Here is a 25,523-nt window from a genome sequence, read left to right on the forward strand (position 1 = left end):
TCAGATGCGGTCCAGCACGCCGTCGAGCCAGGCAAAGAAGCCTTTTGCTCCGTCGGTATTTTCCGCGAGCGGCAGCGAATGCGCGCTGTCAGCTAGCGGCTTGCGCGGGCGCGGCGGCAAATATTTGTTGACGGGCCGTGTCCCCTGCTCCGGCATCAGGTCCATGCCGCGTTCCGCGACCATGACCGACACGGCTGAAGTCGGGTCCGCCAAATCGCCATAATGCCGGGCATTGGCCGGGCAGGTCCGGACGCAGGACGGAATCCGGTCAACCTCCGCGATTGTCTCGTTGTAGATGCGGTCGATGCAGAGCGTGCATTTCTTCATCACACCGGCCGCCAGATCCATCTCGCGCGCCCCATATGGGCAAGCCCACGCGCAGAGTCCGCAACCGATGCACATATTCTCGTCGACCAGCACGATGCCGTCCTCTGCCCGCTTGTAGGATGCGCCAGTCGGGCAGACGGTGACGCACGGCGCGTCCTCGCAGTGCAGGCAGGATTTCGGGAAATGCACGATCCGCGCTTCGCCGGCCTCGCCGACGACCTCGCCCCCTTCGGGTACCACTTCGAATGTATGCACGCGGTTCAGCCAGGCGCCGGAAACGCCCGCGCCGTAAGGATGCTGGTCCGACAGGGCTGAGCCATAACCGCCGGTGTTCCATTCCTTGCAGCTGACGACACAGGCATGGCAGCCGACGCAGACATCGAGATCTATGACCAGTCCGAGCTTTTTTGGCGTTGGCTGAGCGGGAAGAAGCGTCACTTCGCCCACTCCTGCCCGTAGCGCAGTTCGGACGGCCGTTCATGCGGCTCCCGAGGCAGGGCGACAGGCGCAAAGCGCGGCTCGCTCAACTCGGCGGGTTCCGCCTTCTCGATGCGCACGCGAAGGTCATACCAGGCCGCCTGCCCAGTGATCGGGTCGGAGTTCGACCAGCGCATGCCGTCGCCTTTCGGCGGCAGAAGTTCGTTGATCAAGTGATTCATCAGAAAGCCTTTTCTGGCTTCCGGCGCGTCGCGATCCAAGGCCCAGGCCCCTTCCCGCTTGCCGATCGCGTTCCAGGTCCATATCGTCGAGGAGTTTACAGCCTCCATACGAGCGATCTCCACTTTGATCCGGCCATGGTGCGAGGTCAGGAACACCCAGTCGCCATCAGCCAAGCCAATTTCGTCGCAGATCGGTCCCGGCACATAAAGCGGGTTCTTCGTGTGGATCTGGCGCAGCCAGGCATTCATCGAGCCCCAGGAGTGATACATCGCCGCCGGCCGCTGCGTGATTGCGTGATAGGGATAGATCTGGCGATCGACGATTTCCTCCTCGAAAGGCCGGTACCAGAACGGCAGCGGATCGAACGTATCTAGGATGCGCCGGCGATGGGTTTCGGGCGCGAACGGCTCGCGCAGTCCTTCCGCCGATAGCCGGAATTTTTGCAGCGACTCCTGGTAAAGCTGGAAAATCACCGGCTGGGGCGTATCGAAAAAGCCCATCCGCACAGCGAGATCCTGATACGCCCTGTTGGCGTGTTTGAAGAATTGCGCTTCGAGCGGGATGTGCGCCGAGAAGAAGGAACCATTCTCGATATAGCGCTTGATCTGATCGGGATTGGCGGCCCCGCGGCCGACGCGATCGCCGTTCGGCCCGCGAAATCCGGCCAGCGGCCCGATGCCCGGCCGGCGCTCATGGCGCACGATGTAGTCGGCGTAATCGCTGTAGAGCGCGCGACCGCGATGATCGACGAACCCCGGCAGCCTCAACCGCGCCCCGAGATCGAGAAGCACCGTCTGGAAACCGCGCACGTCCCGGTCAGGCTCGATCACCGGCCAGCGGATCGCATCCTGCACGGCGTCCGGCTCGGAGATCGGCCGGTCGAGCATGGAGATACAGTCGTGGCGCTCCAGATAAGTCGTGTCCGGCAGCACCAGATCGGCATAGGCGACCATTTCCGACGCATAGGCGTCCGAATAAATGATTTTCGGAATTTTGTATTCAACGGTTGCGGGATCCTTGTCCTCCAGCATTTTTATCACGCCGGCGGTGTTCATCGACGAGTTCCAAGCCATGTTGGCCATGTAGAGGAACAGCACGTCGATCGGATAAGGGTCGCCGGCATGCGCGTTGGAAATGACCATGTGCATCAGGCCATGGACCGAGATCGGCGCATCCCACGAGAAAGCCTTGTCGAGGCGCGTCGGCTTGCCGTTGGCATCGATGAGCAGGTCTTCGGGCCCTCGCGGAAAGCCGAGATGCGGGCCCGACAGCGGTTTGTTCGAGCCGAAATGTTCCGCTCTCCCATGCGGCGTCGGATGCGCTTCGACGGGCTTCGGATAGGGCGGCTCGAAACGGAACGCGCCCGGGCAGTCGACCGCGCCGATCAGCACCTGCAGCATGTGTAGCGCGCGCGCCGTCTGGAAACCGTTGGAATGGGCCGAGAGGCCGCGCATGGCATGGAAGGACACCGGCCGGCCGACGAAGCTGTCGTGGCGCTCGCCGTTCATGTCGGTCCAGGGCTGGTCGATGGAGATGGCTTCGTCGAAGGCGACGCGGGCGATCTCGGCGGCCAAGCCGCGAATGACCTCGACGGCAACGCCCGTCTCGCCAGCCACGGCCTCGGGCGCGTATTTCGGGTCGAGGTACTTTTCCGCCAGAAGCTGGAAGGAAGGCACGGCGAAGCGCCCGTCCTCGAGCATATAGCGCCCGGACAGCGCTGGCCTTGCGCCGGTAGTGCCTTGCGGAACGATGCGCTCGGTGACCGTTTCGAATACCGCCGCCCTGCCGTCGGCATCGCGGGCGAACAGCCCGTGTTCCGCCGTTCCCGGAGCATCGATGACAAGCCACGGCGCGTTGGAATAGCGCATGAGGTAGTCGACATCGATTTTCCGCGCCTTCAGCAGCTCGTGCACCACAGCCAGGATCAGCAGCCCGTCCGTACCGGGACGGATGCCGATCCAGTTATCGGCGACCGCCGAATAGCCGGTCCGCACGGGATTGACCGAGACGAAACGCGCGCCGTTCTTCTTGACCTTGGCGATGCCCATCTTGAGCGGGTTGGAATCGTGGTCCTCGGCGACCCCGAACATGACGAACAGCTTTGTCCGGTCCCAGTCCGGCGCGCCGAATTCCCAGAACGCGCCGCCGATGGTCATGATGCCCGCCGCCGCCATGTTGACCGAGCAGAAGCCGCCATGAGCTGCATAGTTGGGCGTGCCGAATTGCTGCGCCCAAAAGCCGGTCAGCGACTGCGACTGGTCGCGGCCGGTGAAGAAGGCGAGCTTTTTCGGATCGGACTGGCGCACGCCGTCGAGCCAACCGGTTGCGATGCCGAGGGCTTCTTCCCACGAGATTTCCTGGAATTCGCCCGAGCCGCGCGGCCCTACCCGCTTCAGCGGCGCCCTTAGCCGCGCCGGCGCATAGTGCTGCATGATGCCGGCCGAGCCCTTGGCGCAGAGCACGCCGCGATTGACCGGATGATCGCGATTGCCTTCGATGTAGCGGATCTTGCCGTCCTTGATGTGGACATTGATGCCGCACCGGCACGCGCACATGTAGCATGTCGTCTTGCGCACTTCGTCGCCGACGGGCTCGGACAGCGCGACACGCGGAGTGGAATTCATCGGCGGAGCTCCTCCGCCAATGTCTACAGACGCCCTACCCCAAATGAAATGCCCGAAAACGGCATTTTAGGGGGAAATTTGTATAGACATAACCGCCATAACAGAATCGTTTCGGCGGCTGTCGCCTCGACGCCGCTCAGTTCCTGACGACGATGCGCGTGTTGCCCGGTCCGATCTGCTTCACCAGCGCGTAGAACTTGGCGGCGTTGGCGGTCGCGAGCCTCACGCAGCCATGCGAGGCAGGCCGTCCGAGGCTCTTGACATAGTTGGTGCCGTGGATGGCGTAGCCGCCATGGTAAAACACCGAATACGGCATGGGCGACATATCGTATTTGCGCGAATGCCACATTCTATGCATGCGTTTCGGCCGCCAGGTACCGCGTGGCGTGATGTAGCCCTTGCGCGCCGTCGAGACCTTCCAGGTGTGGATGACGCGGCCGTGCTTCACCACGGTCATGGTCTGATCGGACACGTTGATGTTCGCCACCAAGCTGGCCGCATGGCCCTGCGCCGAAGCGCCAAGCAGCAGCCCCGCAAATGCAAGCGCGAGAAGAATTCTGTTTCTCATTTGCTCGATCCCCCAAATACCAAAAAACCTAGCGTCCCCTTCACATTCGGTATGTGAAGAAGCTTACACCCAGTTCCTAAAAATTTGCCAAACTGTGCGACCGTCGGTCCTTACAATTTCCCGTGAAGGTTGCGCCACAGCAAGCCGACGATTGCACCATGGGACCGGTTTCGTTGACTTCAATCTATAAGGGCATAGTTTTGTTTCGGGCGGTGCGAACTGAGTTGGCGATGGCGCGGCGGTGTTTAAACACCACGCGTCCGGAGGGACTAAGATGCAGCGCAATCAATCATTTAACGGTTTAAGCCGGCGCGAACTGCTATCGCTGATCGGAATGACTGCGGGCAGCGCCGTGATGTATCAAGCGATGACCAGCCTGGGTCTTGCCGAGGAGTCGGGTTACAAGGGTCCGCTCAAGCTCGACGGCGATCCGAAGGGTGCTTCGGTTCTCATCCTGGGCGCCGGGCTGGCCGGGATGACCGCGGCGCTCGAAATGCGTCAGGCCGGCTACAAGGTTCAGATCCTCGAATTCAACGACCGCGCTGGAGGCCGCAACTGGACGCTGCGCGGCGGCGACACCTACACCGAGCTTGGCGGCGAGACGCAAACCTGCGAGTTTGACGAAGGGATGTATCTCAATCCGGGACCGTGGCGCATTCCCTATCACCACAACGGCCTGCTTGCTTACTGCAAGCGCCTGGGCGTTACGCTCGAGCCCTTCCAGCAACTCAACCACAACGCGTTCCTGCATTCATCGAAAGCGTTCGGCGGCAAACCGCAGCGCGTTCGCCACATCAAGACTGACTTCCGCGGCCACGTCTCGGAACTGCTGGCCAAGGTGACGCAGAAGAGCCAATTGGAGAGCAGCGTCACCAAAGAGGACCAGGAGGTCTTGCTGGAAGCACTGAAATCCTGGGGCGCGCTAGACGCTGACTATGGTTACCGGGCCAGCCTCCACACGTCGGAGTTCCGCGGCTTCGAAAAGGATCCGGGCGGCGGTCTCGGCGCGGCACCGGTCGCTGGCGAACCGATCGGCCTCTCCGATATCCTGAACTCCCGCCTATGGGGTAATCTGGCCAACTATGCCCTCTACGAGTTCCAGACCACCATGTTCCAGCCGGTCGGCGGCATCGACATGATCGCCAAGGCCTTCGCCAGAGAGGTCGGCGACCTCATCAAATACAACGCCAAGGTCAGCAAAATCGAACAGAACGACACCGGCGTCACAGTCACCTATGAAGACACGAACAATCCAGGGACGCCGCAACAGGCGTCTGCCGACTGGTGCATCTGCACCATCCCGCTGACGATTCTCAGCCAGATCGAGATCAATGTCGGCGCGCCAATGCAAGCCGCGATTGAGGCGGTGCCCTACGCCTCATCGGTCAAGGTCGGCCTGCAGTTCAAGCGCCGCTTCTGGGAGGAGGACGATCTGATCTTCGGCGGGGTCAGCTACACCGACTTGCCGATCGCCCAGATTTCCTATCCGAGCACGGATTTCAACAAAACGGGCAAGGGCGTCCTGCTCGGCTGCTACACCTGGAACGGACCGAACTCCTACGAATTCACCTCGATGTCGCCCGCCGAACGCGTAAGGCTGGCTGTCGAATACGGCTCCCAGATTCACCCGCAATACAAAGACGAATTCGAAACCGGCATTGCGGTCGCGTGGCACCGTGTTCCGTTCACGTTGGGCTGCGCGGGCGACTGGACAGAAGAGGCGAGGAAGGAACACTACGACAATCTGTGCCAGATAGACGGGCGCATCGTGCTCGCCGGCGAACACGCCTCCTATATCCCGGCGTGGATGGAAGGCGCGATCCTCTCATCGCTGGACGCGGTGTCGCGGCTGCACCAGCGCGTTCTCGCTGGGTGACCGTCATGCCGGCTCATCCCCATCTCAGCCTCGCGAGGATATCACCATGATGACACGGTCGTTTCGGGCCTTCTGCCTCGTCGGCGCCTCGGCGCTGATTGCCTTCGCCCTGGCCACGTCGGGAACGCTCGCCCAGGAATCGGAAGCCGTCGCTGAAGACCAGCCGCTGGATTCGGCCGAACCGACACTCAGCGACACGTCGAACTTCGCGGAACAGACCGGCGCGGCGCTGTACGCCAGCGTCTGTCAGGCCTGCCATATGAGCGAGGGCCAGGGCGCGGTCGGCGCGGGCAAATATCCTGCTCTCGCCAAGAACGAAAATCTGGAAGCCGGCGGCTACCCTGTCTTCGTCGTGGTGAAAGGCCTGAAAGGCATGCCGCCGGTCGGCCAGATGATGAGCAACGAGCAGGTTGCCGCCGTCGTCAATTATGTGCGCACCCACTTTGGCAACAACTACAAGGACCCGGTGTCGGCCCAGGATGTCGCCGACGTCAGATAAGGCCCGGCCTCGTCCCGACCACAATCGTGATGAGGCTGGTCGGCTCGCCACCCCGCGGATAGAAGGAGAAAGAAATGAACGGATTGCGGATCGCCGCCACCCTTGCGGCTGGAATGATGATGACGGCAAGCGCCTTGGCGCAGGACATCGTACGCCACAAGATTCCTGATTCCGATTTCCCGATCGCGCAGGCCGTCGAGGTGCCAGCCGGCAAGACCACTGTCTATGTCAGCGGCGCCGTCCCGTCGGTAACGGACGAAGCGGCCGACAAGAACACGGTTGCGGCCTATGGCGATACCAAGGCCCAGACCGAATCGGTGTTCAAGTCAATCGAGACGACGCTGACGAGGCTTAATCTCAAGATGAGCGACGTGGTGAAGATGCAGGTGTTCCTGGTCGGCGATCCGGCCAACGACGGCAAAATGGATTTTGGCGGCTTCATGGAAGGCTATACACAATTCTTCGGCACGAAGGCCCAGCCAAATCTGCCGGCCCGGTCGGTGGTGCAGGTCGCGGGCCTTGCCAATCCAGGCTTTCTGGTCGAAATCGAGGTTACGGCGGTGCGGCCTTAGGGTCGCACTGACACAGGCGCTGCGCAGTGGAATGGCGGGCGGCTTCCCTCGACTTCGTGGCGAGGATACTTAAACTGGCTCCTCTTTCCACAAGTTCCGGGTCCGCGTCGCATACATGTATAAAAGGCTTCTTGAAACGATCGACGAGCGGGTCGACGACCTGGTCGCGTTGACTGCCGACCTGATCAGGTTTCCGACGATCAATCCGCCCGGCGACGCATACCGGCCCTGCACCGAATATATCGGCACGCGCTTGAAGAAACGCAGCTTCGGCGTTGAATACATACGTGCCGAAGGCACGCCGGGCGACACCGACCGCTTTCCGCGGATGAACGTCGTCGCCCGCTTCGACGGCCGCACTCAGGGGCCGACCGTCCATTTCAATTCGCACATCGATGTCGTCGAGGCTGGCGAAGGCTGGACGGTCGACCCGTTCGCCGGCGTAGTGAAGGACGGCAGGGTCTATGGCCGCGGCGCCTGCGATATGAAGGGCGGGCTGGCGGCGTCCATCATCGCCGCCGAGGCGTTCATGGATGTCTATCCGGATTTTCCCGGCGCGATCGAGATTTCCGGCACTGCCGACGAGGAATCGGGCGGCTTTGGCGGCGTCGCCTATCTGGCTGCCAAAGGCTACTTTTCCAAGCCGAAGGTCGATCACGTCATCATTCCCGAACCGCTGAACAAGGATCGCATCTGCCTCGGCCATCGAGGCGTCTGGTGGGCCGAGATCGAAACCAAAGGCGAGATCGCGCATGGCTCGATGCCGTTCCTCGGCGACTGCGCCGTGCGCCACATGGGCGCCGTGCTGGAGGCTTTCGAGAAGGACCTCTTTCCCGCGCTCGACCGCAAGCAGACGCGCATGCCCGTGGTACCCGAGGGGGCGCGGCGTTCCACGATGAATATCAACTCCATCCATGGCGGCCAGACCGACGATTTCCGTCCCGGCCTACCATCGCCCAACGTGCCCGATTGGTGCCGGCTGACGATCGACCGGCGTTTCCTGTTGGAAGAGAAGATCGGCGACGTCAAAGGCGAAGTGACGGCCATTCTCGACCGGCTGAAACGCGACCGGCCGAGGTTCGACTACGACATCCGCGACATCATGGAGGTGCAGCCGCTGATGACCGAGCGCGATGCGCCGGTTGTCTCGGCGGTGGCTCAAGGCATTCGCGAGGTCTTCGACCGGGAGCCCGACTACGTCATTTCGCCCGGCACCTACGACCAGAAGCACGTCTCGCGTATCGGCCATCTGCATGACTGTATCGCCTATGGGCCGGGCATCCTCGACCTTGCTCATCGGCCGGACGAATGGGTCGGCATCGCCGACATGGTTGAATCGGCCAAGGTCATGGCGATCGGCCTGAACCTCTTGCTGCGCGGGCCGTCGGCGGGGTGATCACTCCAGCCGTTCGGCTGTGCGGAAAAGATTCCGCTTCAGCTAGGCCGATCGCAACAAACGCGATTTACTCTGGCGGTAAATAACGCTTCTATCCAGCCGGAATTCGGGAACGGGAGTTGGTTCAATGAAAGTTTGGAAATCGATCATTGCGGCAAGCGTGCTGGCGCTGGTGTCGAGCGGCGCGGCGCAGGCAGCCAGGACCGACCTAGTGCTGGGCATCCCGCTTGAGCCGCCGCATCTCGACCCGACCGCAGGAGCGGCGGCGGCAATCGACGAGGTTCTTTACGCCAACGTCTTCGAAGGATTGACCCGCATCGGGCCGAATGGCGAAGTGCTGCCGGCGCTGGCCGAGAGCTGGACCGTTTCCGACGACGGCAAGATCTACACCTTCAAGCTGCGTACCGGCGTGAAATACCATGACGGCAGCGACTTCAATGCCGACGACGTGAAATTCTCGCTGGACCGTGCACGCGCCGAAGATTCCACGAATGCGCAGAAGGCGCTGTTTGCTGCGATCGACACCGTGGAGGCAGTCGACCCGGGTACGGTGAGGGTCACGCTGAAGAACCCGCAGGGCTCTTTCCTCTACAATATGGGCTGGGGCGACGCAGTGATCGTCGCGCCGGAATCGGCCGAGACCAACAAGGAAAAGCCGATCGGCACCGGCCCGTTCAAATTCGAGAACTGGGCCAAGGGTTCGGCCATTACGCTGGTCAAGGCCGATGGCTGGGGCGATCCGATCGCGCTCGACAAGGCCGAGTTCCGCATCATTCCGGATGCCGCCGCAGCCATTCCGGCGCTGCTGTCGGGCGACGTGCAGGCGCTGCCGAACTATCAGCTCGGCGATGCGCTGCCGCAGATCCAGGCCGATCCGCGCTTCAAGGTGGTGATCGGCTCGACTGAAGGCGAGACGGTGCTGTCGACCAACAACAAGAAGCCGCCCTTCGACAATCTGAAGGTGCGGCAAGCCATCGCCCACGCGATCGACCGCAAGGCGATCATCGACGGCGCTTCCGGCGGCTTCGGCGTGCCGATCGGCTCGCATTTCGCCCCGCACAATCCGGCCTACATCGACCTGACCGGCACCTATCCGCATGATGTCGAAAAGGCTAAAGCGCTCCTCAAGGAAGCGGGCTTCGAGAACGGCTTCAAGGCGACCCTGAAACTGCCGCCGGTCGGCTACGCGCGCGACGGCGGCCAGATCGTCGCCTCGCAGCTGCGCGAAGTCGGCATCGATCTCGAAATCATTCCCGTAGAATGGGCCGACTGGCTGAAGCAGGTGTTCACGGAAAAGAACTACGATCTGTCGATCGTCTCGCACACCGAACCGAACGACATCGATATCTATTCGCGCGACGACTATTATTTCCAGTACGACAATCCGGCCTTCGACAAGATCATCGAGGAGCTGAACCTCACCTCCGACGAAGCCAAGCGCAAGGAACTCTATGGCCAGGCGCAAAAAATCCTCGCCGAGGATGCGGTCGTGGGCTTCCTGTTCGAGCTGCCGAAGATCGGCATCTGGGACGCCAAGGTCGAGGGCCTCTGGACAAACTCGCCCATCCAGGCGAACGACCTGACCAAGGTGAAATGGGTGGATTGACGATGCGGTCACCCTCCCCTCGAGGGGAGGGTGACGCCGCGCCACAGCCATGACCGCTTACCTCCTCAAACGTCTGCTCGTCGGCGCGCTGACTCTCGTCTTCGCGTCGATCGTGGTGTTTTCGGTGCTGGAGGTGCTGCCAGGCGACCCGGCGCGGCTGATGCTCGGCATGAACGCCTCGGAAGAAACGGTTCAAGTGCTGCGCGAGCAGATGGGTCTCAACCAGCCGCTATTTTTGCGTTATCTCGACTGGGCCGGTGGGCTGCTGACGCTCGATTTCGGAAAGTCCTACACCTATTCGGTTCCAGTGGCCGACTTGGTCGCCGAGCGCGTCGTCGTCTCGTTGCCGCTCGCAATCATGGCGCTCGTGCTCTCGACCGTCATCGCCATTCCGGTCGGCGTATTTTCCGCCCAGCGGCGCGGCAGCGCAGCCGATACATTATCGATGGGTGCGGCGCAGATCGGCGTCGCGATACCCAATTTCTGGTTCGCGCTAATCCTCATCTATATTTTCGCCGTCTGGCTGCGGCTCGTGCCGGCAGGCGGCTTCCCCGGCTGGAACGCGGGCTTATGGCCGGCCTTCAAGGCATTGATCCTGCCTGCGGTGGCGCTCGCTCTGCCGCAAGCTGCGATCCTTGCACGCGTCACCCGCTCGGCGCTGCTCGAAGTGCTCGGCGAAGACTATATCCGTACCGCCCGCGCCAAGGGCATGCCGCGCAGCCATGTGCTCTGGCGCCATGCGCTTCGCAACGCGATGATCCCGGTGTTGACCATCCTCGGCCTGCAATTCGCTTTCCTGCTAGCCGGCACGATCATCATCGAGAACGTCTTCTATCTGCCCGGTCTCGGACGGCTGATCTTCCAGGCGATCACCCAGCGCGACCTTATCGTCGTCGAGAGCGTCATCATGCTCCTGGTCGCGACGGTCATCGTCGTCAATCTCCTGGTCGACCTGTCCTACGCAATCGTCGATCCTCGGCTGAGGATCCGGCAATGACCCTGCCCGTCTCCGAATTCGAGCGCGAGACCTTCGTCAGCTTCGTCGCGAAGGCGTTTGCCAACCGTTCCTTCGTCACCGGTTTCGCCATCACTTCGCTGATCGCCGGCATGGCGCTACTGTCATTCTTCTGGACGCCCTATGACGTGACGAAGCTTGTCGTGGCCGATCGCATGCAGCCGCCTTCGGCCACGCATCTCTTCGGCACCGACCAGTTCGGCCGCGACGTGCTGTCGATGATCATGGTGGGCTCGCGCAACTCGATCGCGGTGGCGCTGGTGGCGGTCGGCATCGGAATGGGACTCGGCGTGCCGCTCGGCTGCTGGGCGGCGGCGCGGGGCGGTTTCGTCGACGAGACCGTCATGCGATTCAACGATCTGGTCTTCGCCTTCCCAGCTTTGCTCTCGGCGGTGATGATCACAGCGATCTTCGGTCCCGGCGCTATCAACGCCATCATCGCCATTGGGATATTCAACATACCGGTCTTTGCCCGCGTCGCCCGCGCCGGCGCGCTGGCGATCTGGCCGCGCGAATTCATCCTGGCCGCCCGCGCCGCCGGCAAGGGCAAGGCCCTGATCACTGTCGAGCACATCCTGCCTAACATAGCCAATTTGCTGCTGGTGCAGGGCACTATCCAGTTCGCGCTCGGCATTCTGGCCGAAGCCGGCCTGTCCTATCTTGGCCTCGGCGCGCAACCGCCAATGCCGAGTTGGGGGCGCATGCTGTTCGAAGCCCAGACGCTGATGATGGTCGCGCCTTATCTGGCGCTGTTCCCCGGTTTCGCCATCGTCATCACCGTGCTCGGTCTCAACCTGCTCGGCGACGGCGTCAGCGACGTACTCGATCCGAAATTGCGGCGGCAACGATGAGCCTGCTCGAGATCGAGAACCTGTCGCTCAAGATCGGCGAGACGCCGATCCTGAAAGACGTCGACCTGATAATCGACCGTGGCGAGGTCATGGGTCTGGTCGGCGAATCCGGCTCGGGCAAATCGATGACGGCGCTGACGGTCATGCAGCTTCTGCCAAACGCCGCGCACGCCGAAGGCCGCGTCAGCTTCGACGGCATGGACATTCTCGCCGCCACCGAGGACCGGATGTGCCAACTGCGCGGCGACGACATCGGCATGGTATTCCAGGAGCCGATGACCGCGCTGAACCCGGTCAAGACAATCGGCGAGCAGGTCGCGGAAGGCATTCGCTGGCACACCGGAGCCAGCCGCGCCGATGCCGAGGCGCGCGCGCGGCAAATACTGGATCGGGTCGGACTGCCCGAGAAGAAATTCCCGCTGTCGCGCTATCCGCATCAATTGTCGGGTGGCCAGCGCCAGCGGGTGGTGATCGCCATCGCCTGCGCGCTGAAACCGAAACTGCTGATCGCCGACGAGCCGACGACGGCGCTCGACGTTGTGCTGCAGGCGCAGATTTTGGAACTGCTGCGCGATCTGGTCGACGAAAACCGGATGGGACTGCTTTTGATCTCGCATGATCTCGCTGTCGTGACGCAGATGGCCGACCGCATCACCATCCTGCGCCATGGCGAGGTGATGGAGGCGGGCGAAACCGCGCTCACCCTTTCAAAGCAGGCGCACTCCTATACGCGGCAACTCGCGCTCGCTTCCACGCACGTGCCGGCGCGGCGCGCTCTCTCCGACTTTGAGGGGGAGAGAGCGCCGCTCCTCGAAGTCCAAAACATCTCTCGCACCTATCCAGGCCAGCGCCTGTCGATGTTCCGCAAGGCAGAGCCATTTCGCGCCGTGGACGAGGTTTCATTCTCGATCTTGCCCGGCCAATCGACCGCCCTTGTCGGACGTTCGGGCTGCGGGAAATCGACGCTCGCGCGCATGATCCTTGCCCTCGACAGACCGACCGGCGGCGCGATCCGCTTCATGGGCGAGACGCTGACCGGCAAGGACGAGGCAGCGCTTAGGCCGGCGCGGCACAACATGCAGGTGGTGTTCCAGGATCCCTACGGCTCGTTCAATCCACGCCACAAGGTCGAGCGGCTGGTTTCCGAACCCCTACATCTCATGGAAAAGCAGCCCAGCGCAGCCGAGCGGCGCGAGATGGTAGCCGGAGCACTGCACGAAGTCGGCCTTCGCACCGAAGACATGGACAAATACCCGCACGAATTTTCAGGCGGCCAGCGCCAGCGCCTGTCCATTGCGCGCGCCATCATCACACGGCCGAAACTGGTCGTGGCGGACGAGCCGGTCTCCGCGCTCGACGTTTCGATCCGCGCACAGATCCTCGATCTGTTCGCTGATTTGAACAGCCGCCTCGGCGTCGCCTATCTGTTCATCACCCACGATCTGACGGTCGCCCGCGCCATCACCGACGACGTGATGATCATGCATGAGGGAAAGATCGTCGAGCGAGGCCCGACTGGCGAGGTGCTCGACCATCCGCAATCCGAGGCGGCCAAGGCGTTGGTCGCTGCAGCGCCCGATCTGCACCGCGCGATCGCCCGGCGATTGCAGGAACAGGGCTAGGCTGGCGGCTTAACCACATCCACCGGGCTTATGCCCAGAATGTCGAGCGTGCGGCGCAGCAGCCGCACCTCCTTTTCGGCAAGCTCAGAGTCAGCCTTGGCGATCTCGGCCATGTGGCGCGCCAGCAGCTTGCGGCGTTCGACATCGAGTTCGCTGAACAGCGCGAGGGCCTGCGCGCCGCTGGTCTCGTAGCCGAAATCATTCAGATATTCGACGACACCGTCCAAGCTCTCGTCGCTGATCCCGAACGCTTCTCGGCAGATGCGCCTGAACATCGCCATCTCGCTGTCGCTAACCGTGCCGTCGGCCAGGATCATGCGGAACAACAGCAGGAGCTCGGCCGACAAGACTGGATCGTCCGCCACCTTGCGAACGCCGGGATCGCCATCAAACAGCGTCCGTAAGCGGGCCAGCACTCCTTTCGCCATCGAATTTTCCTTCTCGCGCGCCATGCAGATTACGTAGCGTGAAACGCGGCTTGCGCAAACTGGCCGCGTGTGGTCGAACGCAGCATATTTTTCACGGCCCCCGGCCAGGCGTTCCCTGCACAACATGTTCGATCTGGCCACCGAGACCATTGCCCTGCTCGCCTTTGCGGCCTTCCTCGCCGGCTTCATCGATTCGATCGCCGGGGGCGGCGGCCTGATAGCCGTCCCGGCGCTCCTGCTCGCCGGCCTTTCGCCGGTCGAGGCGCTCGGCACCAACAAGCTGCAAGGATTGTTCGGCTCCGGCTCAGCAACAATCGCCTATGCCTCTAAAGGGCATGTCGACCTGCGCAAGCAATTGCCCTCCGCACTGCTCTCCCTTGTCGGCGGCGTTGCCGGCGCTCTTTTGGCGACAGTTTTGCCAGGCGAGTTCCTGCGCTTTATCCTGCCTTTCGTGCTTGTCGCGATTGCGTTCTATTTCGCCGTGAAGCCCAATATGGATGACGTCGACCGCGCAGAGCGCCTGTCGCCGTTTCTGTTCGGGCTCGTGGTCGTGCCGGTGATCGGCTTTTACGACGGTGTGTTCGGCCCTGGCACCGGCTCGTTCTTCATGCTCGCCTTCGTATCGCTCGCCGGCTACGGCGTGCTCAAGGCGACCGCCCATACCAAGCTTCTCAATTTCGCCTCCAATATCGGCGGTTTCGCCGCCTTCGCCTTTGTGGGCGTGATCTACTGGAAGATCGGGCTGATGATGGGAGTAGCGCAGTTTCTCGGCGCCCGCGTCGGCGCCTGGCTGGCGATCAGGAACGGCGCCAAGCTGATCAAGCCGCTACTGGTGATCACGTGCCTGGCGCTTGCCGTTAGATTGATGATGGATCCCGCGCATCCGCTGCGCACGATGCTCGGCTTTTGACGGACATTCCAGGCCTTGCTAGGCTCCGCGGCAGTGGAGCCTCCATATGATCGCCGAGCCTGATGTCCCGCCGACACCTGTTCCACCGCCGATTGGCCAGTTCGAGATGGTGCAGCGTTCGCCGAACCCGAGGCTGGACGGCATTGTCTCGCGCCTGACCGGTTATCGTGAAGTGTCGGTCGGCCATTTCCGCCAAATCGAAGCCGCTTCATTGGTGATCCCTCTTGTCGTCAATTTCAGCGGTTCCTTTGCGATCGGCCTCGGTCGCGCTCCCGGCGCCAACGACCATTTCGGCAGCTTTGCGGCCGGCCTTTATGCCGGGCCGGTGGTGATCGATTCGTTCGGGACCGCAAGCTGCATCCAGATCGACTTCACACCGCTTGGGGCGCGCCGGTTCTTCCGGATGCCTATGACCGAACTCACCGACCGAATGGTGACGCTCGACGACGTGCTCGGCGCGGACGGGCTGGCGTTGCGCGAAAGGCTGGCGAATGAGCCGGACTGGCATCGGCGCCTCGATCTTGCGGAGCGTTTCGTCGAATCCCGAATCTCCGCCGCCCCGCCAACCAAGGCGGAAGTGGCTTGGGCGTACGGCAAGGTTCTGGCCAGCGGCGGCCGTATGCCGGTGTCTGCTTTGGCCAGGAACATCGGCTGGAGCCGCAAGCACCTTGCTGGACGGTTCACCGCAGAGACCGGCGTCGGACCGAAGACCTTCGCCCGCATCGTCCGCTTCAACCGCGCGATGACGTTGAGCCAGGCAGGAGCCGACGGTTGGGCCGGCATCGCCGCCGAATGCGGCTATTCCGACCAGGCGCATCTGGCGCGGGAATTTCGCGAGATGGCGGGCGCGACGCCGGGCACATGGCAGGCCAACATCACCTGATGCGGTAACATTTCTTCAAGACCGCCGGCCGGCCGGCTGACAATCTGGGCCCATCGCAACCAATCCCCAAGAAGGATGTCACGATGCCCGAAAATATCGAAGCACCCCGCATCTATGCGACTTTCCGCTACCAGGACGCAGCCAGGATGATCGACTGGCTGGTAAACGCCTTTGGCTTCACAGTGCACGCCAGATATGCCGATCCGGACGGCGTTATCCAGCATGCGCAACTGGCCCTTGGCTCCTCGATGATCATGGTCGGCAATGTGCGCGACGACGACTACGGCAGGATGGTCGGCGGACCCGGCTCCCAGTGCGGCAAGTCGATCTATGTGGCCGTCGACGATACCGATACCGCCTACGAACACGCCAAGGCCGCGGGCGCAAAAATCCTTGAGGAGCCTACCAACCGCGATTATGGCAGCCGCGACTTCGTCTGCGCCGATCCGGAGGGCAATGTCTGGTCGTTCGGCACCTATTGGCCGAAAGCCAACGAACCGGCGCTGTGAGATGCGCGACCAGCACCAGGCGCGACCTCCCATAATTTTACTCCCGGGCGAAGGCCGCATTTACCGGATGCCAACGATGCGCGCCGTCTTCAAGGCCGACGGCGAAGAGACCGCGAACCGCTATTCAATCTCGGAATGGTGGCTGCAACCGGGCGGCGACGGTCCAGGCGCCCATTCTCACGAAACGAATGACGAGATCTTCTGGGTAATCGAGGGGACGCCGTCGCTATTGGTCGACGAGGAGTGGATCGATGCGCCGGCCGGAAGCTGCATCGTGATCCCGGCCGGCGTCACGCACGATTTCGCCAACAGGACGCAAGCCCTTGCAGGCCTGTTCAACGTGTTCATCCCCGGCGGCTTCGAGCCGAAAATGCCGGCGATCGTAAAATGGTTCGAAGAGAATAGTTGAGGTCGCCGCCAATCAGCGTGCCGCAGCGAAGATCGCGTCGCAGTCGAGATGGGTTTCAAGCTGGACGGCTATTTCGTCCAGCGCCCGCTCGACTTCGGCGCGGTGGTCGACGCCGCCCCCCTTGACGCCAAGGCTTTCAAGAAAGCGGGCGCGAAACCGGTCGGCGCCGAACAGCCCGTGCATATAGGTGCCGAACACCTTGCCGTCCGCCGATGTCGCGCCGTCGTCGACGCCGTTGATGACGGCCGCCGGGCGCAGGCAGTCCGGACCCGTAGTCCTGCCGAGATGGATCTCATAACCTTCCAGCGGCACGCCGAAATGCGTCGAATGCGCGATAACGTTGCGCACCGTCTTTTCCGGTTCCATAACCGTCTCGATATCGAGCAGGCCGAGCCCTTCCGCCTCTCTCACGCTGCCTTCGATGCCGTCCGGGTCGCGCACCGTCCCGCCCAGCATCTGGTAGCCGCCGCACAGGCCCACGACATGGCCGCCGCGCCGCCTGTGCTCGACGAGATCGCGGTCCCAGCCGTTCTCGCGGAATTTGATGAGATCGCCGATCGTCGATTTCGAGCCAGGAATGACGACCAGTCCCGCGTCCGGCGGCAGCCTCTCGCCGGGCTTCACGAATACCACATCCACCTGTGGTTCAGCGCGCAGCGGGTCGAGATCGTCGAAATTCGAAATCCGCCCGAGCACCGGCACCGCAATTTTGAGCGCGCGGCTCTCGCCCGCCACCAGCCGCTCCAGAACGACCGAATCTTCGGAGGGCAGCATTGCCGCCGCCTTCAGCCACGGCACCACGCCGAAACAGCGCCAGCCGGTGAACTTCTCGATCGCGCCAATGCCGTCGTCGAACAGCGTCACGTCGCCGCGAAACTTGTTGATGAGGTAGCCGACGATCATCCGCCGGTCCTCCTCGGGCAGGATCAAATGCGTCCCCGCGACCGAAGCGATGACGCCGCCGCGGTCTATGTCTCCGACCAGCACGACCGGGACGTCCGCCCGCGTTGCAAAGCCCATATTGGCGATGTCGCGCGGCCTGAGGTTGATTTCGGCCGGAGACCCCGCTCCTTCGACGATCACCAGGTCGGCGCCCTCCCCGATCTTCTTCCAGGAATCGAGCACGGCTTCGAACAGTCGCGGCTTCAGCGTCTGATAGTCGCGCGCCCGCGCCTCGCCGAACACCTTGCCCTGGACGATGACCTGCGCACCGACATCGCTTTGCGGCTTGAGCAGCACGGGGTTCATATGGATCGACGGCGCGACGCCGCAGGCGATCGCCTGCAGCCATTGCGCGCGGCCGATCTCGCCGCCGCCGCCCGGTTCGCCCGGAATATCGGCCACGGCGGCGTTGTTCGACATGTTCTGCGGTTTGAACGGCCGCACCTTCAGGCCGCGATTTCTGGCGGCGCGGCACAGGCCCGCGACAAGCACAGTCTTGCCGACATCCGAACCAGTGCCTTGCAGCATGATCGCCTGGGCCATGGTCAGCACCCGCTCGCTTCGACTGCGCCGGTCACCGTCGAGCGCGCGGCCAGCGGCCCGCCGCGCCAGAGATACAGCGCCAGCAACGGCTCGCCCCCGGTTCTCATCGCATGATTGACGTTGGACGCGTGATGAACGACTTCGCCCGCCTCGCGCCGCCTGAACGGCTGGTCGGCCATGCGCCATTCCGCGCCGCCCGTCAGCGGAATATAGATCTCCTCGGCGACGTGGTGATGATCGGGATAGAGAATATCCGGGCCGAGGATCAGGAAACCGCCCGCCGCGGCATTATTGGCGAAATGCCCGCGCGTGCCGAACACTTCCAGCCAGCCGTAATTGTCTATGAAGCGCTTGCCGAAATCGGCGGCAGTGTAGGTTTGGCCCCAATGGAACGCATCTCGATACGCGGCCAGCAGCCCAGCTAGCCCTCGCGCCTGGGGAGCCGCAAGTTCCGCCGCCCGGTCGAGATGGGCCAGGCACGCCAGCCGATTCGATTCGAGCGGACGCGCAGGCATCGACCAGTCAATGCCTGCGGCGAAGCCACGAAGCGTCTCGTTGTCAAACCCGGCCAGATAGTCGCGAAAGCTCCTGAGCAGTTCATCGAAAATTCTCGTCACACGGAGACTCCGGAAGCGTTTTCATGCACATCGGCTCCGCATGGGAGCGGGTTGCGCGGGCGCATCATTGGTCTAGATTGAGCCTCACGCATAGCCAAAAACGTCAGGGAGGACGCCATGGACGCCGCTGTGGGCCCGACCGCCAACCAGTTCGACTTGAACGATGATCAGCGCGCCATCCAGGAAATGGCGGAGGCTTTCGCCGCCGACCGCGTCGCTCCCAATGCGCTCGAATGGGACCGGCAGCACCACTTTCCGAGCGATGTGATCCGCGAGACCGGCCCGCTCGGCCTGGGCGGCATCTATATCAGCGAAGATGTGGGCGGCTCCGGCCTCGGCCGCCTCGACGCGGTGCTCATCTTCGAATCCCTGTCGCGCGCCTGCCCCGGCTTCGCCTCGTTCATCTCGATCCATAACATGGCGTCGTGGATGATCGACAAGTTCGGCAGCGAGGAACAACGCCAGCGGCTTCTGCCGAAACTGACCTCGATGGAATGGCTGGGCAGCTATTGCCTGACCGAACCCGGTTCAGGCTCGGATGCGGCGGCCCTTAAGACCAGGGCGGTGCGCAGCGCCGGCAATGGCGGCGACTATGTCGTGAATGGCGCGAAGCAGTTCATTTCAGGGGCCGGCGACAGCGACGTCTACGTGACCATGGTGCGCACCGGCGAGGAGGGTCCGAAGGGCATCTCGACGCTGGTCATCCCGAAGGATGCGCCGGGCCTGTCGTTCGGCGCGCTCGAAAACAAGATGGGCTGGCATATGCAGTCGACCCGCCAGGTGATCTTCGAGGACTGCAAGGTTCCGGCCGAGAACCTTTTGTCGGGCGAAGGCGCGGGGTTCGGCATCGCCATGGCGGGCCTCGACGGCGGGCGGCTGAACATTGCCGCGTGCTCGCTGGGCGGCGCGCAATCCGCCCTCGACAAGGCCATCGCCTACACCGCGGAGCGCAAGGCCTTCGGCAAGCCGATCAACCAGTTCCAGGCGCTGCAATTCAAGCTGGCCGACATGGAAACCGAACTGCAGGCGGCACGGATCTTTCTTTATGCAGCCGCGTCAAAGCTCGACCGCAAGGCGCCAGATGCCGGCAAATGGTCGGCAATGGCCAAGCGCCTTGTCACCGACACCGGCTTCAACGTCGCCAACGACGCGCTGCAACTGCATGGCGGCTATGGCTATCTGCACGACTACGGCATCGAGAAGCTGGTGCGCGATCTGCGCGTCCACCAGATTCTCGAAGGCACCAACGAGATCATGCGCGTCATCATCGCGCGCTCGCTGATTGGAAGGGAGTAGGGGAATAAGGAAGTATGTTTGGGTTTGAGAATTAGAGGAACGGCTGCGATCGCTCGTTCGCCCTACTCCCATGCTGCCCTACTCCCATTTCCCACTCCCCAACGGAGAACGACGACATGACCACGATCGGCTTCATAGGCCTCGGCAATATGGGCAACCCGATGGCCGCAAATCTGGTGAAGGCCGGGTACACGGTGCATGGTTTCGACCTTGTCCCGGAGAATCTTAAAACGGCGCGGGATAATGGCGTCGTGGTCATGGCCAACGGCATCGCCGCAGCCAAGGACGCCGAGGTCGTCATCACGATGCTGCCGGCCGGCAAGCATGTGCTGTCGGTCTATGAGGACATCGCGCCCAAGGCTGCCGAGGGAACCCTGTTCATCGACAGTTCGACCATAGACGTGGATTCGGCGCGCAAGGCGCATGCGCTTGCCGGCAAACACGGGCTGCTGTCGATCGACGCGCCGGTTTCGGGCGGCACCGGCGGAGCCGCCGCAGGCACCCTCACGTTCATGGCCGGCGGCTCGAAGGAAGCTTTCGTCAAGGCCGAGCCGGTTCTGCAACCGATGGCCGGACGCATCGTCCATTGCGGCGACGCCGGCGCCGGACAGGCGGCGAAGATCTGCAATAACATGATCCTCGGCGTCTCGATGATCGGCGTTTCCGAAGCCTTCGTGCTGGCGGAGAAACTCGGCCTGTCCCACCAGGCGCTGTTCGATGTGGCCTCGACCTCGTCCGGTCAGTGCTGGTCGCTGACCACCTATTGCCCGGTGCCCGGCCCCGTGCCTGCTTCTCCGGCGAATCGTGACTACCAGGCGGGTTTCGCCGCGGCTCTGATGCTGAAGGACCTGAAGCTCGCGCAGGAGGCCGCGCAGCAATCCGGCGCGGTAACGCCGCTCGGCGCCGAAGCGGCCCAGCTATACGCGCTGTTCAACGCGCAGGGCCATGGCGGGGCCGATTTTTCCGGCATCATAAAATTCCTGCGCGGCGATTCCGCCTGATCTTCGCCGGCTGCACGTTTCTTCAGTCAACCCGCCAAAATCGTTGCAAATTTAGGTTTGCTTAAGCTCTCGATAACCACGCAGTAACAATGTCCGGATAGAACGGATGCAAGGGCGGTCATCCGCAGCCGCCCCACCGCTCCGGATCAGGTCTCGCGTACCGGAGCCGTTACTTTCGCAGCGTTACTGTCGCGAAAGGCCATGCGTTCGTTGGCAAAGCCGTGTTCCTCCTTAACGGGACGAGCGCGGTCTTTGCCGTAGGCATTTCATCAGCCCGAAATCCATCCCGGCCTCATATTCCGACAGAGGCATTGGGGATCGGGACATTATCCTTGTTGACGAGAACGATCGGCGCATCGGAACCATCGACCCTGACGACCAGCAGGCGCATGTCCCATTGACCATCGTTGCGGACGGCAAGGGAGATTGCCGAGCCGGTTCCTTTGTCACCATGGATCGGAATGTCGAGCTTCGCTTCGCCGGTGCCATCCGCATTGACGCTGACATTGCCGCTAATCCAGTAGCTGTCCGCCAAATCGGCGCCAATGGCTGCCTTGACGCGATCGTCGGCGCGAATCGTATCCATAGTCATCTGATAGGCATCGTTGCTCTTCATGATGTACGGTATGCCGCCGATCAGGCCGGCAGCGCCGCCGATCACCACGATCCAGATGAGCAGCCCGGCGATCGCCCAGTTGCGCTGGGTCCTGCGGAAATGCTCCGCGTCGTGCCAGTAGCGGTTCCGCCACGCCCAGCGGCTGCCGCGCGCGCCGAGCACGAAGATCATGATGATATTGACGAACGGTATAAGCGCCAGCAGCGCAATGTACGTGCTGTTTCCAATCCCCCAGATCCAGTTCAGGAAGAAAGCGCCCCAATTCCAGCGGTCGAGTTCCGGCGGGATTTCGGCCGGTTGATTGAGCGGTTGATCGGCCATTCTGGTCCCATCCCCATCATTACCCGGCGAATACTAGGCATGATCCAGAAAGCAGCAGCCAAGAACGCCTTGAAGGCAAGCACCGCCCGATATTGTCAGGGTCGCGGCTCGAATTGCACATCGACCGGCGGACGCAGCGCATTCGCGAGGCGGTTCGTCTGGTTGGCCATGCCGACCACGGCCAGGATTTCCATCATTTGCGCTTCGCTCATGCCCAGCTTGCGCGCCGACGCCGTATGCGAATAGGTGCAGTATTCACAGCCATTCGTCGCCGAAACAGCGATGTAGATCATTTCCTTGACCAGAGGATCGAGCGCGCCCGGCGCCATCACCTGTTTGAGCGCTTCCCATGTGCGCTTGAGCAGGGCTGGATCGTGCGCCAGCACCTTCCAGAAATTATTGACCCAGTCGACCTGGCGTGTCTCCATTATGTCGTCGTAGACGGCACGGACGACCTCGTCGGCCATTTCATATTCGATCAGGGGAACGAGCGGCTTTCCGGTCATCGACAAACCCTCTTCTGATGCGGGCAGAACCGCCGCCCCTGCCTAAACGGGCTGGAAGCGGCGTCCTTCGGCTTCAGTGTGCCCTGCGAAGATCGGCCTCGGCAAGATCGAGCGCTTTCAGAATGCGCTCGCCGGCCATATCGATCGTCGCGTGGGTCCAGATCAGCGGCGGTGACAGTATCATCGTGTCGCCGGTCGCCCGCATCATCATGCCTTGGGCAATCGCGTGGTCGCGTACGGCGACGGCGGCGCTGCCGGCCGGCTGGAACCGCTCGCGCGTCGCCTTGTCCTTGACGATCTCGATAGCCCCCATCAGGCCGACGCTGCGGACCTGGCCGACCAGTCCATGGCCGGAAATCCGCTCGCTCAGCATCTGCGCGAAATAAGGCCCGGTGTCGGTCTTGACCCGTTCTATCAGCCCTTCCCGCTCGATGATTTCAAGATTCTTGAGAGCGACCGCACAGGCCACCGGATGACCGGAATAGGTATAGCCGTGATAGAACTCGCCGCCCTTCTCGACCAGCGTGGAGGCGATCCTGTCGCCGACCAGCAGCGCCGAAAGCGGCTGGTAACCCGAGGTCAGCGCCTTGGCGGTGGTGATCGTATCCGGCTCGATGCCGAAGGTCTGGGCGGCGAACCATTCGCCCGTCCGGCCATAACCGGTGATGACCTCGTCGAGCATCAGCAGCACGTCATATTTGCGGCAGATACGCTGGATTTCCGGCCAATAGCTCGCCGGCGGGATCTTTACGCCGCCCGCTCCCATGATCGGCTCGCCGATGAAGGCGGCGACATTATCTGCTCCGGCTTCCAGGATGGCGTCCTCGACGGCTTTGGCCGCGCGCACGCCGAAATCGTGGTCGCTTTCGCCCGGCAGCACGAGCTCATACGCGTAGGGCATCATCACATGGACGATGTTGGGAACCGCCCCGCCAAGCTGGCTGTGCATGCCGTCCATGCCACCGAGCGACGTTCCCGCCACTGTGGAGCCGTGATAGGCCATGGTCCGCGAGATGATGCGGTTCTTCTGGGGCTTGCCTTCGAGCACCCAGTAGTGGCGGACCAGCCGCAGCGCCGTGTCGTTGGCCTCCGATCCGGACGAGCCGTAAAACACCTGATTGATGTTCGTCGGCGCGATCTCGGCAAGCTTCCTTGCAAGCAGAACCGGCGTCGGCGTCGAGCATTTGAAGAAGGAATTGTAATAGGGAAGCTCCTTCATCTGCGCATAGGCGGCCTCAGCGAGTTCGTTGCGGCCGTAGCCGATGTTCACGCACCAAAGGCCGGCCATGCCGTCGAGCAGCTCATTGCCCTCCGAATCATAGATGAACGGCCCGTCGGCACGGGTGATCATGCGGCTGCCAGCGCCGCGCAATTCCTTGTGGTCCGTGAACGGGTGAATGTGATGGGCGGAGTCGATCGCCTGCAGCTGCGACAGCGAATAATTCTGGTAAGTCATGGAGTTGTTCCTTCCAGTTGAATCGATCCGGCAACAGCCGGGATGGAATTCAACGGAAGGCGGGCGGCGAATAGCCGATGCGGGCGCAAAGCCGCAGCAGCTCGGCATGCAGCGTCCGCCGCGAGGGCGTCACGGCGCTGGTCGGCCTTGCAGGATAAGCCATGGAAGCGAGCATCACGGCAGTCTAGTCGACGTTTCAGTCCGCGTTCAAGCCGGACCGCGACGGACGCTGCTGGCGATCGCCAGGGCGAGGCACAGCACGCCAAGCAAAATCGGCAGTCCGCGCGTACCCAGAACATCCATTGCAGCGCCCGTTGCGGGCGGCACCGTGATGCCGCCAATGCCCCACATCAGCGAAAACGCCGCATTGCCCGCGACCAGCATCGCGCCTGAGAATTTCTCGCCGAGTTCGATGATCGTCATTGTGTAGATGCCGTAGGAGACGGCGCCCCAGACAAACACGAACGGCCAGACAAGCGGCGTCTCGATGAGGAAGGGCAGCGCGGCGCATCCGAGTGCCGCCGCCCAGGTGCAGGCGAGCCGCACGCTTCGCGCCGTCAGCCGCTCCGCAAGCAGGCCTAGCGGCACCTGCAGGGCGATGTTGCCGGCGATCATCACTGAAAGCAGCGCAGCCATCGTGGCTTCGGCGATGCCGTATTCAATCCCGTACACAGGCAGCAGCGCAAGCACGCCCTGTTCGAAGCCCGCGGCCACAACGACGGCAAACAGGAGCAGCCAGGCGAGCGGCACAAAACCGAGTACGGAAACCTGATGGCCGGTCTCGTCGAACTTCGGCAACCGCTTGAGCACCAAAGCCAGGCAGGCGCCGCAAACGACAAAAGCGACGATCCCGACGAGAAACGGCGGCCAGCCATACGAGCCAACGGCGAGCAGGCACAGCGGACCGGCCGCGAACCCAGCCGAGATGATGGTCGTATAGACGCCCATGACACGGCCGCGCCGTGCCGGCGGCGCAAGCGCAATCATCCAGACTTCGCTCAGGACGTAGAGCGGATTGGTCACCAGACCGAGCAGGAAACGGAGAAGGAACCAGGCATAGACGTCCTGCGTCCACCCGATCAAAGCAAGCGTCACGGCCGAGAGGACCGCGCAGCTCAGCGCCGTCCGCCCCGCGCCGAAACGCCGGGCAAGCCAGGGAACGAGCGGCGAGGAAACGATGAACCCTATCGGCGTCATCGCTGCCGACAGGCCGATCAGGCTCGGCGAAATGCCTTGGCGCTGCAGGATGAAGCTCAGCAGTGGATATGTCAGGCCCTGTGCGATGGCGAACACCGAAACCGTCGCGATGACGCCGGCAATGGCGGCCCAGTCCGCCCTGGCTTCGCTGCCGCTGGATTCCGTCGCGACCATGGTTGTTTTCCACTAAAAAGCCGGGCGTGCGCCAGCGGCCGGACGGTCCTGCTACCGGTTTCGAAACGGGAACGGAAGTGCCGGACCGGAAAACCCTTT

At 62.7% G+C, this 25,523-nt stretch carries 25 protein-coding genes; 14 read left to right on the forward strand and 11 right to left on the reverse strand.

The genetic code is table 11. The annotated features are described in order from the left end of the window. The 3 genes from ABVK50_RS15950 to ABVK50_RS15960 all read right to left on the reverse strand — a co-directional run bounded on the left by ABVK50_RS15950 (position 1) and on the right by ABVK50_RS15960 (position 4,179). Positions 1–765, reverse strand: coding sequence for a 4Fe-4S dicluster domain-containing protein (locus tag ABVK50_RS15950; protein ID WP_353645658.1), 765 nt, complete (start codon positions 763–765; stop codon positions 1–3). Beyond that, entirely contained in the window at positions 762–3,611 is a 2,850-nt protein-coding gene (locus ABVK50_RS15955; RefSeq protein WP_353645657.1) for a molybdopterin oxidoreductase family protein, read from the reverse strand. The genes ABVK50_RS15950 and ABVK50_RS15955 overlap by 4 nt, the downstream gene beginning before the upstream one ends. Before the next feature lie 136 nt (positions 3,612–3,747). Continuing rightward, a complete protein-coding gene (locus ABVK50_RS15960; protein WP_353645656.1) occupies positions 3,748–4,179 on the reverse strand; it encodes a L,D-transpeptidase in 432 nt (143 codons plus the stop codon). A gap of 274 nt (positions 4,180–4,453) precedes the next feature. Here ABVK50_RS15960 and ABVK50_RS15965 point away from each other — a divergent pair, with 274 nt between their 5' ends. The 8 genes from ABVK50_RS15965 (at position 4,454) to ABVK50_RS16000 (ending at position 13,616) form a co-directional block, all read left to right on the forward strand. Continuing rightward, positions 4,454–6,055 carry a flavin monoamine oxidase family protein gene (locus tag ABVK50_RS15965; RefSeq protein WP_353645655.1) on the forward strand — a complete coding sequence of 534 codons (1,602 nt, stop codon included), beginning with the start codon at positions 4,454–4,456 and terminating at the stop codon, positions 6,053–6,055. A 46-nt stretch (positions 6,056–6,101) separates the two neighbouring features. Continuing rightward, positions 6,102–6,554 carry a cytochrome c gene (locus tag ABVK50_RS15970; protein WP_353645654.1) on the forward strand — a complete coding sequence of 151 codons (453 nt, stop codon included), beginning with the start codon at positions 6,102–6,104 and terminating at the stop codon, positions 6,552–6,554. Between the two features lie 74 nt (positions 6,555–6,628). After that, the gene (locus ABVK50_RS15975) at positions 6,629–7,126 is read left to right on the forward strand and encodes a RidA family protein (protein ID WP_353645653.1); all 498 of its coding nucleotides are present in this window, start codon (positions 6,629–6,631) and stop codon (positions 7,124–7,126) included. Positions 7,127–7,241: 115 nt separating this feature from the next. Beyond that, complete coding sequence (locus ABVK50_RS15980; RefSeq protein ID WP_353645652.1) at positions 7,242–8,522, forward strand: acetylornithine deacetylase/succinyl-diaminopimelate desuccinylase family protein; 1,281 nt, start codon at positions 7,242–7,244, stop codon at positions 8,520–8,522. Positions 8,523–8,649: 127 nt separating this feature from the next. Beyond that, complete coding sequence (locus tag ABVK50_RS15985; RefSeq protein ID WP_353645651.1) at positions 8,650–10,128, forward strand: ABC transporter substrate-binding protein; 1,479 nt, start codon at positions 8,650–8,652, stop codon at positions 10,126–10,128. Positions 10,129–10,177: 49 nt separating this feature from the next. Then, positions 10,178–11,125, forward strand: a complete 948-nt coding sequence (locus tag ABVK50_RS15990; RefSeq protein WP_353645650.1) for an ABC transporter permease — start codon at positions 10,178–10,180, stop codon at positions 11,123–11,125. After that, on the forward strand, positions 11,122–11,994 hold the full coding sequence (locus ABVK50_RS15995; RefSeq protein WP_353645649.1) for an ABC transporter permease: 873 nt from the start codon (positions 11,122–11,124) through the stop codon (positions 11,992–11,994). The genes ABVK50_RS15990 and ABVK50_RS15995 overlap by 4 nt, the downstream gene beginning before the upstream one ends. Next, positions 11,991–13,616, forward strand: a complete 1,626-nt coding sequence (locus tag ABVK50_RS16000; RefSeq protein ID WP_353645648.1) for a dipeptide ABC transporter ATP-binding protein — start codon at positions 11,991–11,993, stop codon at positions 13,614–13,616. Before ABVK50_RS15995 ends, ABVK50_RS16000 begins: the two co-directional genes overlap by 4 nt. Here ABVK50_RS16000 and ABVK50_RS16005 read toward each other — a convergent pair. Then, the gene (locus tag ABVK50_RS16005) at positions 13,613–14,044 is read right to left on the reverse strand and encodes a TerB family tellurite resistance protein (protein WP_353645647.1); all 432 of its coding nucleotides are present in this window, start codon (positions 14,042–14,044) and stop codon (positions 13,613–13,615) included. The genes ABVK50_RS16000 and ABVK50_RS16005 overlap by 4 nt on opposite strands. 124 nt (positions 14,045–14,168) lie before the next feature. Between ABVK50_RS16005 and ABVK50_RS16010 the strand changes: the two genes are divergently transcribed. The 4 genes from ABVK50_RS16010 (at position 14,169) to ABVK50_RS16025 (ending at position 16,755) form a co-directional block, all read left to right on the forward strand. Then, the gene (locus ABVK50_RS16010; RefSeq protein ID WP_353645646.1) at positions 14,169–14,954 is read left to right on the forward strand and encodes a TSUP family transporter; all 786 of its coding nucleotides are present in this window, start codon (positions 14,169–14,171) and stop codon (positions 14,952–14,954) included. A 46-nt stretch (positions 14,955–15,000) separates the two neighbouring features. Beyond that, the gene (locus ABVK50_RS16015) at positions 15,001–15,837 is read left to right on the forward strand and encodes an AraC family transcriptional regulator (protein ID WP_353645645.1); all 837 of its coding nucleotides are present in this window, start codon (positions 15,001–15,003) and stop codon (positions 15,835–15,837) included. A gap of 83 nt (positions 15,838–15,920) precedes the next feature. Next, the gene (locus tag ABVK50_RS16020) at positions 15,921–16,346 is read left to right on the forward strand and encodes a VOC family protein (RefSeq protein ID WP_353645644.1); all 426 of its coding nucleotides are present in this window, start codon (positions 15,921–15,923) and stop codon (positions 16,344–16,346) included. A gap of 76 nt (positions 16,347–16,422) precedes the next feature. After that, positions 16,423–16,755, forward strand: a complete 333-nt coding sequence (locus ABVK50_RS16025) for a cupin domain-containing protein (protein ID WP_353645643.1) — start codon at positions 16,423–16,425, stop codon at positions 16,753–16,755. Positions 16,756–16,767: 12 nt separating this feature from the next. Here ABVK50_RS16025 and ABVK50_RS16030 read toward each other — a convergent pair whose 3' ends face one another. Further along, positions 16,768–18,240, reverse strand: coding sequence for a cobyric acid synthase (locus tag ABVK50_RS16030; protein WP_353645642.1), 1,473 nt, complete (start codon positions 18,238–18,240; stop codon positions 16,768–16,770). Positions 18,241–18,242: 2 nt separating this feature from the next. Next, positions 18,243–18,857 carry a dimethylsulfonioproprionate lyase family protein gene (locus tag ABVK50_RS16035; RefSeq protein WP_353645641.1) on the reverse strand — a complete coding sequence of 205 codons (615 nt, stop codon included), beginning with the start codon at positions 18,855–18,857 and terminating at the stop codon, positions 18,243–18,245. A gap of 117 nt (positions 18,858–18,974) precedes the next feature. Between ABVK50_RS16035 and ABVK50_RS16040 the strand changes: the two genes are divergently transcribed. Beyond that, positions 18,975–20,153: an isobutyryl-CoA dehydrogenase gene (locus ABVK50_RS16040; protein ID WP_353645640.1), complete on the forward strand. Its 1,179-nt coding sequence runs from the start codon at positions 18,975–18,977 to the stop codon at positions 20,151–20,153. 116 nt (positions 20,154–20,269) lie between these two features. Beyond that, positions 20,270–21,154, forward strand: coding sequence for a 3-hydroxyisobutyrate dehydrogenase (gene mmsB, locus ABVK50_RS16045; protein ID WP_353645639.1), 885 nt, complete (start codon positions 20,270–20,272; stop codon positions 21,152–21,154). 292 nt (positions 21,155–21,446) lie between these two features. Here mmsB and ABVK50_RS16050 read toward each other — a convergent pair whose 3' ends face one another. The 5 genes from ABVK50_RS16050 to ABVK50_RS16070 form a co-directional block, all read right to left on the reverse strand. Next, on the reverse strand, positions 21,447–22,091 hold the full coding sequence (locus ABVK50_RS16050; protein WP_353645638.1) for a cytochrome c oxidase assembly factor Coa1 family protein: 645 nt from the start codon (positions 22,089–22,091) through the stop codon (positions 21,447–21,449). A gap of 95 nt (positions 22,092–22,186) precedes the next feature. Then, positions 22,187–22,597: a carboxymuconolactone decarboxylase family protein gene (locus tag ABVK50_RS16055; RefSeq protein WP_353645637.1), complete on the reverse strand. Its 411-nt coding sequence runs from the start codon at positions 22,595–22,597 to the stop codon at positions 22,187–22,189. Between the two features lie 73 nt (positions 22,598–22,670). Next, a complete protein-coding gene (locus tag ABVK50_RS16060) occupies positions 22,671–24,053 on the reverse strand; it encodes an aspartate aminotransferase family protein (RefSeq protein WP_353645636.1) in 1,383 nt (460 codons plus the stop codon). 49 nt (positions 24,054–24,102) lie between these two features. After that, complete coding sequence (locus ABVK50_RS16065; RefSeq protein ID WP_353645635.1) at positions 24,103–24,216, reverse strand: capsid protein; 114 nt, start codon at positions 24,214–24,216, stop codon at positions 24,103–24,105. A gap of 44 nt (positions 24,217–24,260) precedes the next feature. After that, positions 24,261–25,424: an MFS transporter gene (locus ABVK50_RS16070; protein WP_353645634.1), complete on the reverse strand. Its 1,164-nt coding sequence runs from the start codon at positions 25,422–25,424 to the stop codon at positions 24,261–24,263. Between the last annotated feature and the right edge of the window lie 99 nt (positions 25,425–25,523).

Source organism: Mesorhizobium sp. WSM2240 (assembly GCF_040438645.1).
Classification (GTDB): domain Bacteria; phylum Pseudomonadota; class Alphaproteobacteria; order Rhizobiales; family Rhizobiaceae; genus Allomesorhizobium.

Bases quoted from the DNA above. Each gene is read 5' to 3' on its own strand.
- ABVK50_RS15965 (WP_353645655.1), top strand. From the start codon at position 4,454: ATGCAGCGCAATCAATCATTTAACGGTTTAAGCCGGCGCGAACTGCTA.
- ABVK50_RS15970 (WP_353645654.1), top strand. From the start codon at position 6,102: ATGATGACACGGTCGTTTCGGGCCTTCTGCCTCGTCGGCGCCTCGGCG.
- ABVK50_RS16070 (WP_353645634.1), bottom strand. From the start codon at position 25,424: ATGGTCGCGACGGAATCCAGCGGCAGCGAAGCCAGGGCGGACTGGGCC.
- ABVK50_RS15960 (WP_353645656.1), bottom strand. From the start codon at position 4,179: ATGAGAAACAGAATTCTTCTCGCGCTTGCATTTGCGGGGCTGCTGCTT.
- ABVK50_RS16040 (WP_353645640.1), top strand. From the start codon at position 18,975: ATGGACGCCGCTGTGGGCCCGACCGCCAACCAGTTCGACTTGAACGAT.
- ABVK50_RS16065 (WP_353645635.1), bottom strand. From the start codon at position 24,216: ATGGCTTATCCTGCAAGGCCGACCAGCGCCGTGACGCCCTCGCGGCGG.
- ABVK50_RS16005 (WP_353645647.1), bottom strand. From the start codon at position 14,044: ATGGCGAAAGGAGTGCTGGCCCGCTTACGGACGCTGTTTGATGGCGAT.
- ABVK50_RS16000 (WP_353645648.1), top strand. From the start codon at position 11,991: ATGAGCCTGCTCGAGATCGAGAACCTGTCGCTCAAGATCGGCGAGACG.
- mmsB (WP_353645639.1), top strand. From the start codon at position 20,270: ATGACCACGATCGGCTTCATAGGCCTCGGCAATATGGGCAACCCGATG.
- ABVK50_RS15985 (WP_353645651.1), top strand. From the start codon at position 8,650: ATGAAAGTTTGGAAATCGATCATTGCGGCAAGCGTGCTGGCGCTGGTG.
- ABVK50_RS16015 (WP_353645645.1), top strand. From the start codon at position 15,001: ATGATCGCCGAGCCTGATGTCCCGCCGACACCTGTTCCACCGCCGATT.
- ABVK50_RS16010 (WP_353645646.1), top strand. From the start codon at position 14,169: ATGTTCGATCTGGCCACCGAGACCATTGCCCTGCTCGCCTTTGCGGCC.
- ABVK50_RS16025 (WP_353645643.1), top strand. From the start codon at position 16,423: ATGCGCGCCGTCTTCAAGGCCGACGGCGAAGAGACCGCGAACCGCTAT.
- ABVK50_RS16055 (WP_353645637.1), bottom strand. From the start codon at position 22,597: ATGACCGGAAAGCCGCTCGTTCCCCTGATCGAATATGAAATGGCCGAC.
- ABVK50_RS16020 (WP_353645644.1), top strand. From the start codon at position 15,921: ATGCCCGAAAATATCGAAGCACCCCGCATCTATGCGACTTTCCGCTAC.
- ABVK50_RS16060 (WP_353645636.1), bottom strand. From the start codon at position 24,053: ATGACTTACCAGAATTATTCGCTGTCGCAGCTGCAGGCGATCGACTCC.
- ABVK50_RS16050 (WP_353645638.1), bottom strand. From the start codon at position 22,091: ATGGCCGATCAACCGCTCAATCAACCGGCCGAAATCCCGCCGGAACTC.
- ABVK50_RS15980 (WP_353645652.1), top strand. From the start codon at position 7,242: ATGTATAAAAGGCTTCTTGAAACGATCGACGAGCGGGTCGACGACCTG.
- ABVK50_RS15975 (WP_353645653.1), top strand. From the start codon at position 6,629: ATGAACGGATTGCGGATCGCCGCCACCCTTGCGGCTGGAATGATGATG.
- ABVK50_RS15955 (WP_353645657.1), bottom strand. From the start codon at position 3,611: ATGAATTCCACTCCGCGTGTCGCGCTGTCCGAGCCCGTCGGCGACGAA.
- ABVK50_RS16030 (WP_353645642.1), bottom strand. From the start codon at position 18,240: ATGGCCCAGGCGATCATGCTGCAAGGCACTGGTTCGGATGTCGGCAAG.
- ABVK50_RS15995 (WP_353645649.1), top strand. From the start codon at position 11,122: ATGACCCTGCCCGTCTCCGAATTCGAGCGCGAGACCTTCGTCAGCTTC.
- ABVK50_RS15990 (WP_353645650.1), top strand. From the start codon at position 10,178: ATGACCGCTTACCTCCTCAAACGTCTGCTCGTCGGCGCGCTGACTCTC.